This window comes from Halalkalibacter akibai JCM 9157 (assembly GCF_000513135.1).
In the GTDB taxonomy this organism is placed as follows: Bacteria; Bacillota; Bacilli; order Bacillales; family Bacillaceae_D; genus Halalkalibacter; species Halalkalibacter akibai.
Map to the genome: position 1 here is coordinate 1 of NZ_BAUV01000032.1, position 15,283 is coordinate 15,283.

Sequence of the window (15,283 nt, forward strand, 5' to 3'; positions counted from 1 at the left end):
AGTTAAGCTCTTTTGCGCCGATGGTAGTTGGGGGCTTCCCCCTGTGAGAGTAGGACGTTGCCAGGCATTAATAATTTGGGGCCTTAGCTCAGCTGGGAGAGCGCCTGCCTTGCACGCAGGAGGTCAGCGGTTCGATCCCGCTAGGCTCCACCAAAATTATCATTTGTATATAAAACGGAGGAATACCCAAGTCCGGCTGAAGGGATCGGTCTTGAAAACCGACAGGCGGGTTAAACCGCGCGGGGGTTCGAATCCCTCTTCCTCCGCCATATTATACCTTTATTTTTCTTTATAACGACGCGGGGTGGAGCAACGAGTGAATCAACTTGATTTCGCTACAAGTAACATCGACGCAAAATACATCATTGAATTAGCTAGAAGAGGAAGATGTCTTCTTCATTGAAAGAGCATCATCTATATGCTATATAACGACGCGGGGTGGAGCAGTCTGGTAGCTCGTCGGGCTCATAACCCGAAGGTCGGTGGTTCAAATCCGCCCCCCGCAATACCTTGGTCCGGTAGTTCAGTTGGTTAGAATGCCTGCCTGTCACGCAGGAGGTCGCGGGTTCGAGTCCCGTCCGGACCGCCATTGTTGAAAATATATGTGGAGGGGTAGCGAAGTGGCTAAACGCGGCGGACTGTAAATCCGCTCCCTCCGGGTTCGGCGGTTCGAATCCGTCCCCCTCCACCATTTATGGCGATTGTGGCGAAGTGGTTAACGCACCGGATTGTGATTCCGGCATTCGTGGGTTCAATTCCCATCAGTCGCCCTTTAAATAATATCATTGGGCTATCGCCAAGCGGTAAGGCAACGGATTTTGATTCCGTCATGCGTAGGTTCGAATCCTGCTAGCCCAGCCAACGCGGAAGTAGTTCAGTGGTAGAACACCACCTTGCCAAGGTGGGGGTCGCGAGTTCGAATCTCGTCTTCCGCTTTATTGCGCCCTTAGCTCAGCTGGATAGAGTGTTTGACTACGAATCAAAAGGTCGGGAGTTCGAATCTCTCAGGCGCGCCAATATAATTTCTAATTTAATTTAATCTAGTGCGGGTGTAGTTTAATGGTAAAACCTCAGCCTTCCAAGCTGATGTTGTGAGTTCGATTCTCATCACCCGCTCCATTTTACTAGGGGCCTATAGCTCAGCTGGTTAGAGCGCACGCCTGATAAGCGTGAGGTCGGTGGTTCGAGTCCACTTAGGCCCACCATTCCACAGTAGCTCAGTGGTAGAGCTATCGGCTGTTAACCGATCGGTCGTAGGTTCGAGTCCTACCTGTGGAGCCATGGAGAAGTACCCAAGTGGCTGAAGGGGCGCCCCTGCTAAGGGTGTAGGTCGTTTACGCGGCGCGAGGGTTCAAATCCCTCCTTCTCCGCCATGGACAAGTTATTTCTGGCCCGTTGGTCAAGCGGTTAAGACACCGCCCTTTCACGGCGGTAACACGGGTTCGAATCCCGTACGGGTCACCATTAATATTAGGTTGAGCCATTAGCTCAGTTGGTAGAGCATCTGACTTTTAATCAGAGGGTCGAAGGTTCGAGTCCTTCATGGCTCACCATTTAAGTTTACTCTTGAATAGGTACCAAATACACGCGGGTGTGGCGGAATTGGCAGACGCGCTAGACTTAGGATCTAGTGTCTTATGACGTGGGGGTTCGACTCCCTTCACCCGCATACTTAAAAACCATACATATGTATGGTTTTTTTCTTTTTCTTTAGGATTTTTCTTTATCTTTTTCAGGAACTAAATCAATCCCTCCTGGATGAAACGGATGGCATTTTGCTATCCTTTTTATAGTAAGCCATGTTCCTTTTAAAGCACCGAACCTTTTAATAGATTCTAATCCATAATGAGAGCAAGTTGGATAAAATCTACAAGTAGGTGGTTTTAAAGGAGAGATTATTCGTTGATAAATTGTGATAATAAGTAATAATATTTTTTTCATACAAACAACCTTTCAAAAAAAAATAAAAATAAAGGAGGAAACAAGAATTTATTGTCTAATAATTAAGAATATCAAAATGAAAGGAGTATCCATAAATACCCTTTATAGCAGCTTCGTTTAAATCCCCGCGTTAAAAATCTTCTAGAGGTGATGAAAATTGAAAACTTTACAAAACCAAACTGGCTTTACTCTTGTCGAGATGCTTATTGTTTTGATGATTATTTCTGTTCTATTATTAATTGTAGTCCCAAACATGAGTAAGAATAGCGATACAGCTAATGGAAAAGGATGTGAGGCGACAGTTAAATTACTTCAAGCACAGGTTCATGCTTACAAGCTTGAAAAAAGTAGTTTTCCCCTTACTTTACAAAAACTAATTGATGATAAGTATGTTGAAAAAATAACTTGTCCAAATGGAACCCCGGTTAATTACAGTAGTTCTACTGGAATTGTTGCCCCACCTACAATTTCCGAATGATTCACTCTAAATCAGGCTATACCCTCATTGAAATGCTCATTACACTATCTATTCTTTCCATATTACTTAGTATACCACTCACCACATTCCCTAGATTAACTCAAACCTCACAGGAAGCAGATCTCATTGCCAAACAAGTCCAAGACCAATTCATACTAGCTCAACAAGTAGCAATGTCTACAGGGAGACACACGTTTATTAGGACTGACAATCCAAATAAGGAATTCAGCATTAGGTTTGGCTTATTTGAAGAATATCTTATTATACCTTATCAAGATCCAGATATGACTTTTGAATTTATGACTATTTCTCCTTCGACCATTTCTTTTCTAGCGAATGGTCACCCTAGTCGCTCAGGAACATTTTTATTAAGAATAGGGGATCACCGTTACACTTTTACTGTTTATCTAGGCAAAGGAGTGGTTACGTATAAAAAATTGTAAAGGATTTACGTTTATTGAAGTAATGGCTTCTTTGATCTTACTTACCATTTTTAGCGCTACTATTCTTCCTCTTATTTCGATCATTTACGTCGAGCGTATAGCTGTTCGCGAAGAATTAAATGCTTTAACTGAGCTTGAGGAAACATTACATGATTATTTACAGGATCGTGAACATAGCCAAAGTCAAGACTCTAAAGACCATATGTTAATTACAAGAGAGTACATTAAGTCGGGTGTAATTAAGATCTGTATTCAAAGAAAGGGAGGGAATAACAGAATTAATGAAAAGTGCTTATTGGCAGCCAAATAATAATGGTCATACACTAATTGAATTGCTTCTCGTACTAACTCTATCAATACTTCTACTGTCTCTCTTGCCTAATTTCATAATAGCTGTTTCAAAAAATTACGAAACCCAAACGCTCACTCTGCAACAAGTAACCATGTTTTTTAATCAAGTAGCACAAGATGTAAAAAGTTCAACTAATGTGGAAATTGGGGAGCAATCTATTCTATTGAAAAGATCAGGAAGGAAAGACATTGAAATTAAACTACTCGAAACAGGGCAAATAAGGAGAACAAGTGATGGTGAGGGCAACGTCTTATTTCTTGAAAACGTTCAGGCGTTTAAGTGTTTAAAGAACAACCTGGCAATGTCTTGTACATTGTCAAGTAAAGGAGGAGAGCAATTTAAAAGGTCAATTTTTATTCACTATGCGATTAAAGTCACCACTTTTGAATAATGAGAGAGGATTTGTTTATCCTGCTACAATAGCAGTATGTTTATTAATTGTTCACCTATTGCTATTACAAATATCTTATTACCAAACCGAGAAACAATTTTTATATCATCAAGAAAAATATTTAACACTTGAATCCATCCTGCAAGTTAGTATTACGGAGTTTAAAAAGCAACAACATACTCCGCGTGTTAATTATTCGACTACGTTTGCTTATGATATAGGAACGGTTACATTTACAATAAGAAGTTTACAAGAGGGAAGCAGTCAAATTCATGTAAAAGCAAGATTAAGCAATGGTTACGAAAGAATTGCTGGTTTTGATTTTAACTGGTCTAGTTCAAAAATCTCAAATTATTGGGAAGGTGTAAATTCCATGTCTTATCATGACCAGTGGAGAAGAAGTGAAACACCAGCTTAGTCTTAATAGAGGTTAGATTCTTCCGATCTGGGAATACTAGCATTTAGTACTTCTCCGAGGTGATAGGACATGTCATTAAATGATTATGTGAAATTTCTAACTCAACAGGCTGTCATTCGAATGGATCAACCGAAAGAAGAGAGAAAAACGAAAAGATTACAACGAAAAGCTGATCGACAGTCGTTCTCAACTCATGCATTTGGGATGATTCCATTAGGGATTTCATTGCTGTGGAAAAAGAAAAAGAAAAGAAGATAAAGCGAATTCCTGTCGCGGAACGACAGATTATTCGCTTTTTCTCTGTCAAAATTTGTTTCAAGTGAAAACAATTCATTTATTTGGTCTGATAACTGTACTATAATGATTAAAGTAGTTAGTAGTATAGGAGTGAAAATAAATGGAACAAGAACAAAACACATTAAAAATAACAAGTGTGTTGTCTGATCCAACCCGTTTTTCAATTTATCAATACGTATCAACGCAGCGCAGTAAAGTAACGGTGCAGGAAATTGCTGATCAATTTAGCATTCATCCTAACGTAGCACGTCTTCATCTGACTAAGCTTGAAGATGTTAAGATGATTATTTCTGAAACCTTGAAATCAGGCAAAGGAGGCCGTCCTAGCCGTTTTTATTCATTGTCTGATGAGGTCATTCAATTACAATTCCCATTTAGAGATTACCAGCGCTTAGCAAAGATGGCTATTGAGACATTAAATGAACTCGGAGATGTTGGGGTATCGGCCTTGAAAAAGATGGGATATAAATATGGTCGAGAGAGCGCTGAGCTATTTGTGGATCAGTTTAAAATCGACTTATCTATATTACCTCTAGAAGAAAAAATAAAATTAATTGAACAAATTGCATCGAATGAAGGATTAAACCCTGAAATTCTCTACAATAAAGAAAAAGAGCAAATCGAATTTAGTGTATTTAATTGTACATTTAAAGAACTAATGACCGAGCACTCAAATTCACTTTGTGTAATGCACCATGAGTTATTTAAAGGAATTTTTTCCTTGTTTCTTGGAGATCATATTCTTAAAGACAATGCAAAGATCACAGATCCTAAATCAAAAGCTTGTTCTTATGCGGTGATTAAAGTAAATCTGTAATGGGTGACACAGATTCGTCATTGATCAAAGCATTTACAAATAAAGATACAGTCGATATAATAAGTCTGTACTCTATCATTTGATATCCTATACAAATACTGCCTACAGGGCATAATTTTGTGCATGAAGGAGGGGAAACCAAATGGATCGTATGTATCGTGTATTAGCATTCTGGACAGGAATTTTCGCTGTTCTATTCTTTGTCGGTGATATGTTTAACGTGGCTTTGCTATTCTTCGCTCAAACTGGTGCACTTTTAGCGCTAAGCTATTTAAACTTATCTGAACGTGTGTATATTTATATTTTTGGCGCCTACTTAACGATTTTCTTCGTTGGCTTTACGTATTATTCTACATTCCTTTTAGTACCAAGCTTTGGTGGACATTAATATTTTTGGTACATATACACTTAAAAGACCGTCTCTTGTTTGAAAAGGGACGGTTTTTTTTTGTATTATGTTTCCATAAAAAAAAGGCCTCCAACTTAACTGGAGACCACATGGGGAGTAAATCGTATTGATGTAAACATTGAGGGGAGGGGGACTCCCATTTTTCAAAGCTCACCAATCTATTTTCTATTTTATAAAATAGATAACCACTATGTCAATAGTAGTAACTCGGGAGAAACAAGGTTATTCCTTAAGTTCTGATGAACATAGAATAACCTCTCATATTCAGGCTGATTTCGTCTACTAATAATTCGAGGTAGAAGGGACGTTGGGTTGCATTTCGCTACAATCAGTTGAAAAATAAATTCCAATCAACCACCATTACAAATAGCCTCTATTAAAAACCCGATAAGAATGGATTATGATCCATTTCATTAGCTATAGTGTAGGTGATCCGTGGCCACACGCTACTATTGTTTCTTCAGGTAAAGTCATTAATTTCTCATGGATGCTTTCTAAAAGCTGGTCGTGATGTCCACCAGGTAAATCAGTCCGACCAATACTTTGAGCAAATAGTGCGTCACCAGAAAATACGATGGAATGTTCTTCTATGTAGTAGGAAACACTGCCTGGCGAATGACCTGGAGTTTCAAATACAGTAAAGTGGAAGGAACCCACAATAAGTGCTCCTTCTTTTTTAATAATATGTTCAGCGGGCTGTGCTGTAATTGCATCTGTTCCTAAAAAACGTGAAGAACCATTTTTATCACCATCGGTTAACCAATCTTGTTCCTTACTATGTATATAGACAGGGCAGTTAAACTTACTTCTCACATCGTCAACGGCTCCAATATGGTCAAAATGAGCATGTGTTAAAAGAATGGCAAGAGGATGAAGAGCTTGTTCTTGTAACCAATTAACGAGTGCTGGTCCCTCACTGCCAGGGTCAATTATTATCGCTTCTTTCTTATCATTTTCTAGGACATAAGCATTCGTTTGCAAGGGTCCTAAAGGTAACTGGGTCCATTTCATTATGAAGACCTCCTTTAAAATTAGATATTACTATCATACATTAGAGAAATCGACTCGACAAACAGTTAAAAAAGGAGTAAAATAAGACCAAAATGCCCAACCTAATTACAGGTTCATTTGTGCTAGCTTTGTCATAAATAAAGGCTGACAATGAATGCATCTAGTCTTATAATAGGACTAGTTAAGCTGGGTTCTTAGTTTCTACATAAGGAGGTTAAGTCAGTATGATCTTATCTATTATCCTTTTAATTGTAGCACTATTAAGTGCTGTTGCGATCGTTCGTGAAATTAAAAGAAAGAACTTTTTCGCAGTTGGCTTTGCAGGAATTTCATTTGTTGTGTTTGGCTGGTTTTCTATTGCGACAATCATTTCTATCATTACAACTGGTACCGGAGCTCCAGTAGCTCACTAAGTCAAATGAAAGACGAACTACATTCGATTGTAGTTCGTCTTTTTTTAAAAGACCTGTTGCTGCAAATAAAACATTCCACCATTTACAACAGATACATGAATGTTTGGTTCGTATTGTTCTTTCAGTGCTTGCTTTTCAACAAGATAACTTTCTGGCTTTTCTTCTTCTTCCTCGTAAAACGCTTCTAATAATTCAAGGTCCGCATCCCACCTCTTTACAGCTTCTATTGCCCAAGTATCATCTTCATTCTCGGCATATGTCTGAACCATTTTCTGTAATCTCACTAGGCCGCTTTTGATCGTAATTAAAGGTGATAATTTAAAACAGTAATCAGGTATATTTGGCGTTAAATTTTTTTCTCTTATCCTCTCGAAAAATTGAGGGACGATTTGGCCATGGATTAAATTGAGCCCAAGTGATAGCAAGACATCTTTTTTGCGATCACATTGAAATGATATTTTTGCATTAAGGCATAACCAAGGTTGCAAAGGAATTGATTTGTTTCCTGATGCATCAATCTGTTCGAATAAACGAATAAAACCTCCTAGTTCTCTTGTTGATGCGAACAACTGCCTCAGTCTCGGTGAACCAAAATGAATTTGTTCTCCCTTTAAATCGTCAGGGGTCTCGTTCTGATCGGTAATAAATGTCACTTGCATAGGTCTGGGCTCGCCACCTGTTTTTTCAAGATAGTGCCAATAGAAGGGCCGATTCATTAGTAATTTATCTAGTTCTATAGATAACTGTACTTGAAGATAGCCTTTATGATTTTCGAGTATCGGACTATCATTTGCTTCAAAATACCGTTTTAAAAAATCATGAACTTGAGGCTGTTGCATCGATCGGATCCTCCTCTTTTGCGTTAGCTGCTTCCTCTGCTGCTTCATTCATGATTGCAGCAAGATGATCAAACTTAATCCGCATTTCTCCTTCTGAGTCGGACTGTAAAAGGATATCTTGAACATGATTTTCAACAGATGTTAACTCGATTTTTGTTAGAATATCATCTAACTCTCCAATAACAGACTCAAAAAGATTTATTTTTTCATAAAGTAACTTTAGAATATGTTGTTCAACAGTATCGTTTACGGCAAAATTATAAATACGTACATCTTCTTTTTGTCCTAAACGATGAATACGTCCAATTCGTTGTTCAATCCTCATTGGATTCCATGGCAAGTCATAATTGATGATGTGACTACAAAATTGAAGGTTTATTCCTTCTCCACCTGCTTCAGTTGCAATAAGGACTTGTGCATGATTTTGGAAAAGTTGACGCATCCAGTCTTTTTTACCTCGTTTAAAACCACCTCTAAAAGGAACGGATGAAATCCCGTTTTGCTTTAAATACCATTGTAAATAAAGTTGTGTAGCACGGTATTCAGTAAAAATGATGACTTTATCATTTATTTTTTGAATCAATTCAAGTGCTTTCTCTGCTTTGGCATGCCCTTCAACTTCCCCAATTTTATTAAGAAGCCTTTCAGCATCAGGTAAACTTCTACCATCAGCATGAGCACGCTCAATCATATTTTTAAGGGTCATGAAAGCAGCCTCACGACTACTACAAAGCTCTCTTTTTAGTGTTAATAGAGCAAAATGACTTGATCCATCTTTTAAATTCTCAATCTCAGTATAGAAAGATCTCTCAGATTCACTAAACTCGATTGGTACGGTCTCGACTATACGTTTTGTCCATTCAATTCCAGTTTCTTCTCGGCGGTTTCGAACCATTACTTTGTTTACGAGTTCTCTTAATTTCTCCTCATTTTTAGGAGAGCGTTTATTTGAGCGATACTCTTGCTCAAAAGAAGTAATGTCCCCAAGATGTCCTGGTTTTAAAAGAGAAACAAGGTTAAAGATTTCTTCTAGTTTGTTTTGAACAGGAGTTGCTGTTAAAAGTAAACAAAACTTCTTTTTTAGATGTTTAATAAATTCATAATTTTTTGTTTTAGGATTTTTTAATTTATGTGCTTCGTCGATAATGACAAGGTCATATGGTTGGTCTAAAACAATGTCGCGGTGTGGTTGTCGTTTGGCCGTATCAATTGAAGCGACAACAACGTCACATTGCTCCCATACATATGATTTACGTTGAGCAATAGCAGGAATATGAAATTTAGTATTCAGTTCAATTGCCCACTGTGAAACTAAAGAAGCTGGAACTAGAATTAATACTTTTTTGACTAATCCACGAATCATGTATTCTTTTAAGATCAAACCAGCTTCGATTGTTTTTCCAAGTCCGACCTCATCCGCTAAAATAGCTTTACCGTTCATTTGCTCAATAACTGTGTTTGCAACTTCAATTTGATGAGGGAACGGTTGTAGTTGCGGAAGGTGTTTAGGTGCTAGTAAACCATGAAACTCGGGTATGACTTGATGTTCTTCTGCTTCATATGCCAGTTTAAAAAGATCCCAATTAGACCAGGGGCCATCATGCTCTAACCTCTCTAAAAAGGTGTTATTCCATTCTTGATCAAAATGAATATCTACATTCATGATCTATCATCCTTTCGAACAAACTTAAGCCAATATCCGAATGAAAACAACAGAAATCTACAAAAACTTCTGTTTTTAGAAAAAATAGTTGCGTCTCTCCGGTGATCTTGGTACGATACTAATAGAAATCCGAATTAAAACCTACGTTTTACAAATTGAGTTTTATATTAGTAGTATGGACAACATATGACTATTTAATGAGTATATTTTCAAAACAAATGAATTTAAGGCGCGGATGAGAATAAAGGGAGAGATTGCAGGTTTTTGCAACGCCGAAGGAGCAAGTATGCGATATTGTGTTATCAAATACGAATCTCTCAGGCAAAAAGACTTTTATTTGACGCAGCTCTGGAGAGTGCTCGGTTGAGCCACCCACGAAGACACTATATTCATCTTTTTTTGAATATAGGAAACTTTCTGGTTTCAGGACAGAGTTATACACGAATAAGTGTATAACTCTGTCTTTTTTTTGTTCAGTTTCTTAAAGAAAGGGGAGTAATTAAAATGTCAGAATTAAAGCAAACACCTTTATATGATTTGTATAAGAGCTATGGAGCAAAAACAATTGATTTCGGTGGTTGGGCCTTGCCAGTTCAATTTTCGAGCATTAAAGAAGAGCATGAGGCTGTTCGAACGAAAGCTGGACTATTCGATGTTTCTCACATGGGTGAAGTCGAGGTAAAAGGAGAAGGCGCTTTAGAGTTTTTGCAAAAAGTAATGACAAATGATGTGTCTAAAATAGTAGACGGTCAAGCACAATACACGGCCATGTGTTATGAAAATGGAGGAACGGTTGACGATTTACTTATCTACCGTAAAGCGGTAAATGACTTTTTGCTTGTCATTAACGCTTCTAATATTGACAAGGATGTTGAGTGGTTGAATCGACATAAAACAGAAAACGTAACGGTTGAGAACATTTCAAGTAGAATAGCTCAACTTGCCATTCAAGGTCCAATCGCAGAAAAAATTCTACAACAGAAGACAAGTTACGATTTATCAACCATTCTCTTTTTCCGATTCGCGGAAAACGTCTCAATTGATGGAATTGAAGCTTTGGTCTCTAGAACAGGATATACCGGAGAAGATGGGTTTGAGTTGTATTGCTTGGCAACGGATGCCCCTAAACTTTGGGATCTGCTACTTGAAGCTGGAAAGGCGGATGGACTTGTACCATGTGGACTAGGTGCTCGCGATACACTTCGATTTGAAGCACGCTTACCATTGTATGGTCAAGAACTTACTAAAGATATTAGTCCGCTTGAAGCAGGAATTGGATTTGCTGTAAAAGTAAATAAAGAAGCTGATTTTATCGGTAAGGATGTATTAAAGGCGCAAAAAGAAAATGGATTAACAAGGAAATTGGTTGGGATTGAAATGATTGACAAGGGGATACCGCGTACTGGTTATGAAATTTTTGTTGATGAGCAACAGGTTGGATTCGTCACAACGGGTACTCAATCACCAACATTAAAGAAGAATGTGGGTCTTGCTATCATTAATCATGCGTTTTCATCATTAGATACTGAAGTTGAAGTTCAAGTTCGTAAAAAAAGGTTAAAAGCAAAAATAGTTGCAACCCCTTTTTATAAAAAGTCGTAGGAGGAACATTCATGAATCATCGCTATTTACCAATGACAGAAGCTGACGAAAGAGAAATGCTTAATTTTATTGGAGTAGATTCTATTGAAGAATTATTCTCAGATATTCCAAAAGAGATTCGTTTCAAAGGAGAAATGAATCTTAAGGAAGCGTTAAAAGAACCAGAACTAGTTTCTTATTTTCAAGGACTTGCTAGTAAAAATGTATCGGTTAAACAAACTCCATCTTTTTTAGGGGCTGGAGTATATGAGCATTACATCCCTTCCATCGTTGATCATGTGATTTCACGATCTGAGTTTTATACAGCATACACACCATATCAGCCAGAGATTTCTCAAGGTGAATTACAAGCTATTTTCGAGTTCCAAACGATGATTTGTGAGCTTACGGGGATGGATTTAGCTAACTCTTCAATGTATGACGGACCAACTGCTCTTGCAGAAGCAGCAATGCTAAGTGCTGGGCAAACGAAGAAGAAAACGATTCTTGTTTCAAAAGCGGTTCACCCTGAGGCACGCGCCGTTCTACAAACAAATGCAACTGGACAAAGATTGAATGTGATTGAGATTGATACAGATAATGGAGTAACCGATCTTGCGCAGTTAAAAGAGATTTACGGTGATGATACGGCTTGTGTTGTCGTTCAACATCCGAACTTCTTTGGAAACCTCGAGCCTCTAACTGAACTTGAGGAAATTACACATAGCGGGAAAGCCATGTTTGTTGTTTCTAGTAACCCACTTGCACTAGGGCTTTTAAAGCCACCAGGCCAATTTGGAGCAGATATTGTTGTAGGTGACGCTCAGCCTTTTGGAATAGCGACGCAATTCGGTGGTCCTCATTGTGGTTATTTTGCAACAACTAAAAAGTTAATGCGTAAAGTTCCTGGCCGTTTAGTAGGTCAAACAACGGATGAACATGGTCAACGTGGTTTTGTTTTAACATTGCAAGCCCGTGAACAACATATTAGACGTGAGAAAGCAACATCGAATATTTGCTCCAATCAAGCTTTAAATGCATTAGCGGCATCTGTTGCTATGACGGCGATTGGAAAAAAAGGTGTTAAAGAAATGGCGTATCAAAATGTACAAAAGGCAGCTTATCTTAAGCAACAGTTAAAAAATAATGGTGTCGAAATTGTAAATGAGCAACCGATATTTAACGAGTTTGTTGTTCAGGTAAATAAGTCAGTTTCTGAAGTAAATGAGCTTCTATTTGCAAAAGGCTTTATTGGTGGATATGACTTAAGTCAAGATGATGCTAGACTTGAAGGTCAAATGTTACTTGCGGTTACAGAGGTACGAACAAAAGAAGAACTTGACAGCTTTGCTAAAGAATTGGGGGCTCTAGTATGATAACAACAAAAGACCAGCCACTTATTTTTGAACGTAGTAAGCCAGGAAGAGTTGGACATAGTTTGCCAACTTTAGATATTAAGGAACAGAATATAGAAGAGCTTATTCCAAGTGAATTCCTACGTGAAATTGAACCAGAGCTTCCGGAAGTTTCCGAGCTTGAAATTATGAGACACTACACAGCTTTATCAAAGAGAAATCATGGTGTTGATTCTGGTTTTTATCCACTAGGTTCATGTACGATGAAATACAATCCAAAAATTAATGAGAACGTGGCTCGTTTTGAGGGGCTTGCACATATTCATCCTTATCAACCAGTGGAGCAAGTACAAGGTGCACTAGAACTTCTTTATGAACTCCAAACGTCACTAGCAGAGATTACAGGAATGGATGAAGTTACTTTACAGCCTGCAGCAGGAGCACATGGTGAGTGGACTGGATTAATGATGATCCGTGCTTACCACGAGAGAAATGGCGACTTCAAGCGTACGAAAGTCATTGTGCCTGACTCAGCACATGGAACAAACCCTGCGTCTGCAACGGTAGCTGGATTTGAATCAGTAACTGTTAGAACGAATGAAGTTGGTTTAGTTGACTTGGAGCATTTACGTGAAGTTGTTGGGGAAGATACGGCGGCTTTAATGCTTACTAATCCTAATACACTAGGTTTATTTGAGACTTACATTGTAGAGATGGCGAAGATTATCCATGATGCAGGTGGGAAACTCTATTATGATGGGGCAAATTCAAATGCAATCTTAGGGATTGCAAGACCAGGGGATATGGGCTTTGATGTAGTTCATTTAAATCTTCATAAAACATTTACCGGCCCTCACGGTGGTGGTGGACCAGGTTCAGGTCCAGTTGGAGTGAAGAAAGATTTAATTCCTTTTCTTCCTAAACCAACAATTGTTAAACGGAATGATCGTTTTGAGTTTGATTACGATCGTCCACAATCAATTGGTCGAGTAAAACCTTACTATGGAAATTACGGTATTAATGTTCGTGCTTATACGTATATTCGTACAATGGGGCCAGACGGCTTACGAAAAGTTTCAGAATATGCTGTTTTAAATGCAAATTATATGATGCGTAGATTAGAACCTCATTTTGATTTACCTTACACGCAACATTGTAAACATGAATTTGTTATCTCAGGACGTCGTCAGAAAAAACTAGGTGTACGTACATTAGATATTGCGAAACGCTTATTGGATTTCGGTTATCACCCACCAACTATTTACTTCCCTTTAAATGTTGAGGAATGTATGATGATTGAGCCGACTGAGACGGAATCAAAAGAAACATTAGACGAGTTTATTGAAGCAATGATTCAAATTGCACGAGAAGCAGAGGAGAATCCAGAAATTGTTCAAGAAGCTCCTCATACAACAGTAATCTCTAGATTAGACGAAACAACAGCTGCAAGGAAACCAATTTTAAAATATGAAAAAGCCTAAGCATTAAGTTATATGTAATTCCATGTAAGGATAGTTTGTTTTTTGATAGGTATAGCTTTTATTATAATGTTAGACATTTTATAGGTGGAATTTAAGGGATAGTTCTCTATCCCTTATTTGTTATTTATAATGACCACCAATGACCTCATTTACTACTACAACACTCCGTTAAACGCTTTAGTAAACCGATTTTTAGTGCTGCATAATTCTGCTTCTTACATAGAAATGGCTTATTTAATGTAACAGTATATTTAGATAAAGACATTGATAAAATTCGCATTATTTGAAATACTTGTTATTGAACTAACGGGCAGAATAGTAAAACAAAGAAAAGGCAATGTTGATAGGAGAGGTGATAAAAGTGTCAAATGCAAAATTATTTAAAGCAATTTATATACCTGATACGCCTTTTCAAGATGAAAAATTAAAACCCAAAAAAGCAAAAAAATTTAACTTTAAGTTAGAAGAAAGTGTACGTATAGCTGATACGCTATATCGTTTTGTTTATAGAAATAATGGAAGACAAATTATTTGTTTTTATATTGTTGCTGATTGGAAAGGTCCATATCGCTATCTCTTTGTAGAGGACAATGAACTATTCAATGATTTTACGTCGCAATTTGGAGTAAAAGGTGTTCGGGGAGGTTATTGGGAATGCGGTATGGATACATATTTAGGTGACTATTCTTCAGGAGTTGTATTTGAAAAACTAAATAAGAAAATAAATGGTTATGATGAAGATACACCTACTCCGATATGTCATATTTACGGTCAAGATATGTGGCACGGAAATGCTTTTATAGTAGGTAATCGTTCGGCATTAGAAGAATTGCGTAATGCCATTGATACAGCTTTAAAGTATGGAGAAATAAGCACTACACTATCACCATCTGATGGTGAAGGGTATGAACTATTAATTTCCTGTGTAGAGGATGGATTTAATTGGGATTTGATAGATATGCCTTATCATGACCCTGAATATTTTGATAAACCGAATGTCCCTGTTAAGGCTTTTAGGAGATACAAGCTTAATAAGTAGTCGAATAAATTTTTTCTTTCTATTTCAACGGCGGGAAAGGGAAGGAGGACTGGCGAAACATTCCCAGTGCTTTTTTTATTAAAAAATGGAGGGTAAATAATGAACTTTTTTGATTGGAAAATAGAAATGGTCGAAGGTTTAAAGTCCTATATAGATATTGAAAATAAAAGAATGGCTATTCTTACAACCGAAGATGATGAAATACATATGGCTTTAGAATTTGATGAAAACAAGAATTTAGTAATGCATCCAAGATGGAATATAAACATTATTATCTTAGGTGATAAACATTTGAAATTTACTACAAATTCATAAAGATATTCTTCAAGTAATGGATGCTAATGTTGAATAACAG

The 15,283-nt window shown here is 37.6% G+C and carries 17 protein-coding genes, 16 tRNA genes, 1 pseudogene and 1 riboswitch; of the genes and pseudogenes, 30 read left to right on the forward strand and 4 right to left on the reverse strand.

All coding sequences use genetic code 11. The features are described from left to right. The first annotated feature begins 77 nt into the window (after window positions 1-77). From JCM9157_RS15620 to JCM9157_RS15695, 16 genes are all read left to right on the forward strand, one after another. Window positions 78-153 (forward strand) — tRNA-Ala (locus JCM9157_RS15620). 23 nt (window positions 154-176) lie between these two features. Further along, a tRNA-Ser gene (locus tag JCM9157_RS15625) sits at window positions 177-269 on the forward strand. Between the two features lie 163 nt (window positions 270-432). Beyond that, window positions 433-506 (forward strand) — tRNA-Met (locus JCM9157_RS15630). 6 nt (window positions 507-512) lie between these two features. Beyond that, window positions 513-589, forward strand: a tRNA-Asp gene (locus JCM9157_RS15635). A gap of 17 nt (window positions 590-606) precedes the next feature. Continuing rightward, window positions 607-691, forward strand: a tRNA-Tyr gene (locus JCM9157_RS15640). 6 nt (window positions 692-697) lie between these two features. Further along, window positions 698-770, forward strand: a tRNA-His gene (locus JCM9157_RS15645). 16 nt (window positions 771-786) lie between these two features. Then, window positions 787-861 (forward strand) — tRNA-Gln (locus tag JCM9157_RS15650). 2 nt (window positions 862-863) lie between these two features. Then, window positions 864-935: transfer RNA gene (locus tag JCM9157_RS15655), tRNA-Gly, on the forward strand. Between the two features lie 5 nt (window positions 936-940). Next, window positions 941-1,016: transfer RNA gene (locus JCM9157_RS15660), tRNA-Arg, on the forward strand. Window positions 1,017-1,045: 29 nt separating this feature from the next. Then, window positions 1,046-1,119, forward strand: a tRNA-Gly gene (locus JCM9157_RS15665). A gap of 9 nt (window positions 1,120-1,128) precedes the next feature. Further along, a tRNA-Ile gene (locus JCM9157_RS15670) sits at window positions 1,129-1,205 on the forward strand. Between the two features lies 1 nt (window position 1,206). Next, a tRNA-Asn gene (locus JCM9157_RS15675) sits at window positions 1,207-1,281 on the forward strand. 1 nt (window position 1,282) lies between these two features. Beyond that, a tRNA-Ser gene (locus tag JCM9157_RS15680) sits at window positions 1,283-1,373 on the forward strand. 16 nt (window positions 1,374-1,389) lie between these two features. After that, a tRNA-Glu gene (locus tag JCM9157_RS15685) sits at window positions 1,390-1,464 on the forward strand. 13 nt (window positions 1,465-1,477) lie between these two features. Continuing rightward, window positions 1,478-1,553 (forward strand) — tRNA-Lys (locus tag JCM9157_RS15690). Window positions 1,554-1,587: 34 nt separating this feature from the next. Then, window positions 1,588-1,669: transfer RNA gene (locus tag JCM9157_RS15695), tRNA-Leu, on the forward strand. A gap of 41 nt (window positions 1,670-1,710) precedes the next feature. Here JCM9157_RS15695 and yidD read toward each other — a convergent pair. Beyond that, window positions 1,711-1,941, reverse strand: a complete 231-nt coding sequence (gene yidD, locus JCM9157_RS15700) for a membrane protein insertion efficiency factor YidD (protein WP_035666177.1) — start codon at window positions 1,939-1,941, stop codon at window positions 1,711-1,713. Between the two features lie 157 nt (window positions 1,942-2,098). Here yidD and comGC point away from each other — a divergent pair, with 157 nt between their 5' ends. The 8 genes from comGC to JCM9157_RS15740 all read left to right on the forward strand — a co-directional run bounded on the left by comGC (window position 2,099) and on the right by JCM9157_RS15740 (window position 5,525). Continuing rightward, on the forward strand, window positions 2,099-2,419 hold the full coding sequence (comGC, locus tag JCM9157_RS15705; RefSeq protein ID WP_035666179.1) for a competence type IV pilus major pilin ComGC: 321 nt from the start codon (window positions 2,099-2,101) through the stop codon (window positions 2,417-2,419). Next, window positions 2,416-2,862: a competence type IV pilus minor pilin ComGD gene (gene comGD, locus JCM9157_RS15710; protein ID WP_035666181.1), complete on the forward strand. Its 447-nt coding sequence runs from the start codon at window positions 2,416-2,418 to the stop codon at window positions 2,860-2,862. The genes comGC and comGD overlap by 4 nt, the downstream gene beginning before the upstream one ends. Window positions 2,863-2,884: 22 nt before the next feature. Next, window positions 2,885-3,172, forward strand: coding sequence for a hypothetical protein (locus JCM9157_RS15715; protein WP_035666182.1), 288 nt, complete (start codon window positions 2,885-2,887; stop codon window positions 3,170-3,172). Continuing rightward, window positions 3,144-3,605: a competence type IV pilus minor pilin ComGF gene (locus JCM9157_RS15720; RefSeq protein ID WP_035666184.1), complete on the forward strand. Its 462-nt coding sequence runs from the start codon at window positions 3,144-3,146 to the stop codon at window positions 3,603-3,605. The genes JCM9157_RS15715 and JCM9157_RS15720 overlap by 29 nt, the downstream gene beginning before the upstream one ends. Then, the gene (gene comGG / locus JCM9157_RS15725) at window positions 3,598-4,023 is read left to right on the forward strand and encodes a competence type IV pilus minor pilin ComGG (RefSeq protein ID WP_158318628.1); all 426 of its coding nucleotides are present in this window, start codon (window positions 3,598-3,600) and stop codon (window positions 4,021-4,023) included. The genes JCM9157_RS15720 and comGG overlap by 8 nt, the downstream gene beginning before the upstream one ends. Before the next feature lie 69 nt (window positions 4,024-4,092). Next, window positions 4,093-4,281 carry a YqzE family protein gene (locus tag JCM9157_RS15730; RefSeq protein ID WP_035666188.1) on the forward strand — a complete coding sequence of 63 codons (189 nt, stop codon included), beginning with the start codon at window positions 4,093-4,095 and terminating at the stop codon, window positions 4,279-4,281. A gap of 139 nt (window positions 4,282-4,420) precedes the next feature. Then, window positions 4,421-5,137 carry a helix-turn-helix transcriptional regulator gene (locus JCM9157_RS15735; protein WP_035666190.1) on the forward strand — a complete coding sequence of 239 codons (717 nt, stop codon included), beginning with the start codon at window positions 4,421-4,423 and terminating at the stop codon, window positions 5,135-5,137. 142 nt (window positions 5,138-5,279) lie between these two features. Next, entirely contained in the window at window positions 5,280-5,525 is a 246-nt protein-coding gene (locus tag JCM9157_RS15740) for a DUF2626 domain-containing protein (RefSeq protein WP_035666192.1), read from the forward strand. A gap of 397 nt (window positions 5,526-5,922) precedes the next feature. On the opposite strand, the pseudogene JCM9157_RS15745 reads toward JCM9157_RS15740, so the two are convergent. Next, window positions 5,923-6,557: pseudogene (locus tag JCM9157_RS15745) on the reverse strand (MBL fold metallo-hydrolase). A 224-nt stretch (window positions 6,558-6,781) separates the two neighbouring features. Between JCM9157_RS15745 and JCM9157_RS15750 the strand changes: the two are divergent. Continuing rightward, complete coding sequence (locus JCM9157_RS15750) at window positions 6,782-6,970, forward strand: DUF2759 family protein (protein ID WP_035666194.1); 189 nt, start codon at window positions 6,782-6,784, stop codon at window positions 6,968-6,970. Between the two features lie 44 nt (window positions 6,971-7,014). Here the strand turns inward: JCM9157_RS15750 and JCM9157_RS15755 are convergent, their stop codons facing one another. Both JCM9157_RS15755 and JCM9157_RS15760 read right to left on the reverse strand, forming a co-directional pair. Continuing rightward, on the reverse strand, window positions 7,015-7,809 hold the full coding sequence (locus JCM9157_RS15755; protein WP_035666196.1) for a YqhG family protein: 795 nt from the start codon (window positions 7,807-7,809) through the stop codon (window positions 7,015-7,017). Further along, the gene (locus tag JCM9157_RS15760) at window positions 7,787-9,472 is read right to left on the reverse strand and encodes a DEAD/DEAH box helicase (RefSeq protein WP_035666198.1); all 1,686 of its coding nucleotides are present in this window, start codon (window positions 9,470-9,472) and stop codon (window positions 7,787-7,789) included. Before JCM9157_RS15760 ends, JCM9157_RS15755 begins: the two co-directional genes overlap by 23 nt. A 235-nt stretch (window positions 9,473-9,707) precedes the next feature. Continuing rightward, window positions 9,708-9,815: riboswitch (glycine riboswitch) on the forward strand. Window positions 9,816-9,976: 161 nt separating this feature from the next. Between JCM9157_RS15760 and gcvT the strand changes: the two genes are divergently transcribed. From gcvT to JCM9157_RS15785, 5 genes are all read left to right on the forward strand, one after another. Then, the gene (gene gcvT, locus JCM9157_RS15765) at window positions 9,977-11,074 is read left to right on the forward strand and encodes a glycine cleavage system aminomethyltransferase GcvT (RefSeq protein WP_035666200.1); all 1,098 of its coding nucleotides are present in this window, start codon (window positions 9,977-9,979) and stop codon (window positions 11,072-11,074) included. An 11-nt stretch (window positions 11,075-11,085) separates the two neighbouring features. Next, complete coding sequence (gcvPA, locus tag JCM9157_RS15770) at window positions 11,086-12,429, forward strand: aminomethyl-transferring glycine dehydrogenase subunit GcvPA (protein ID WP_035666202.1); 1,344 nt, start codon at window positions 11,086-11,088, stop codon at window positions 12,427-12,429. Further along, complete coding sequence (gene gcvPB / locus JCM9157_RS15775) at window positions 12,429-13,889, forward strand: aminomethyl-transferring glycine dehydrogenase subunit GcvPB (RefSeq protein WP_148296900.1); 1,461 nt, start codon at window positions 12,429-12,431, stop codon at window positions 13,887-13,889. The genes gcvPA and gcvPB overlap by 1 nt, the downstream gene beginning before the upstream one ends. Window positions 13,890-14,250: 361 nt before the next feature. Next, window positions 14,251-14,928 (forward strand): hypothetical protein, encoded by a 678-nt coding sequence (locus tag JCM9157_RS23525; protein ID WP_052013190.1) that lies wholly within the window; start codon window positions 14,251-14,253, stop codon window positions 14,926-14,928. A gap of 99 nt (window positions 14,929-15,027) precedes the next feature. After that, the gene (locus JCM9157_RS15785; RefSeq protein ID WP_035666206.1) at window positions 15,028-15,243 is read left to right on the forward strand and encodes a hypothetical protein; all 216 of its coding nucleotides are present in this window, start codon (window positions 15,028-15,030) and stop codon (window positions 15,241-15,243) included. The last annotated feature ends 40 nt before the right edge of the window (window positions 15,244-15,283 follow it).

Coding starts and splice junctions, on each gene's coding strand:
- JCM9157_RS15785 (WP_035666206.1), top strand. CDS start 15,028: ATGAACTTTTTTGATTGGAAAATAGAAATGGTCGAAGGTTTAAAGTCC.
- JCM9157_RS15740 (WP_035666192.1), top strand. CDS start 5,280: ATGGATCGTATGTATCGTGTATTAGCATTCTGGACAGGAATTTTCGCT.
- JCM9157_RS15735 (WP_035666190.1), top strand. CDS start 4,421: ATGGAACAAGAACAAAACACATTAAAAATAACAAGTGTGTTGTCTGAT.
- JCM9157_RS15715 (WP_035666182.1), top strand. CDS start 2,885: ATGGCTTCTTTGATCTTACTTACCATTTTTAGCGCTACTATTCTTCCT.
- comGD (WP_035666181.1), top strand. CDS start 2,416: ATGATTCACTCTAAATCAGGCTATACCCTCATTGAAATGCTCATTACA.
- JCM9157_RS15750 (WP_035666194.1), top strand. CDS start 6,782: ATGATCTTATCTATTATCCTTTTAATTGTAGCACTATTAAGTGCTGTT.
- JCM9157_RS15720 (WP_035666184.1), top strand. CDS start 3,144: ATGAAAAGTGCTTATTGGCAGCCAAATAATAATGGTCATACACTAATT.
- yidD (WP_035666177.1), bottom strand. CDS start 1,941: ATGAAAAAAATATTATTACTTATTATCACAATTTATCAACGAATAATC.
- JCM9157_RS15760 (WP_035666198.1), bottom strand. CDS start 9,472: ATGAATGTAGATATTCATTTTGATCAAGAATGGAATAACACCTTTTTA.
- gcvPA (WP_035666202.1), top strand. CDS start 11,086: ATGAATCATCGCTATTTACCAATGACAGAAGCTGACGAAAGAGAAATG.
- JCM9157_RS15755 (WP_035666196.1), bottom strand. CDS start 7,809: ATGCAACAGCCTCAAGTTCATGATTTTTTAAAACGGTATTTTGAAGCA.
- JCM9157_RS15730 (WP_035666188.1), top strand. CDS start 4,093: ATGTCATTAAATGATTATGTGAAATTTCTAACTCAACAGGCTGTCATT.
- gcvT (WP_035666200.1), top strand. CDS start 9,977: ATGTCAGAATTAAAGCAAACACCTTTATATGATTTGTATAAGAGCTAT.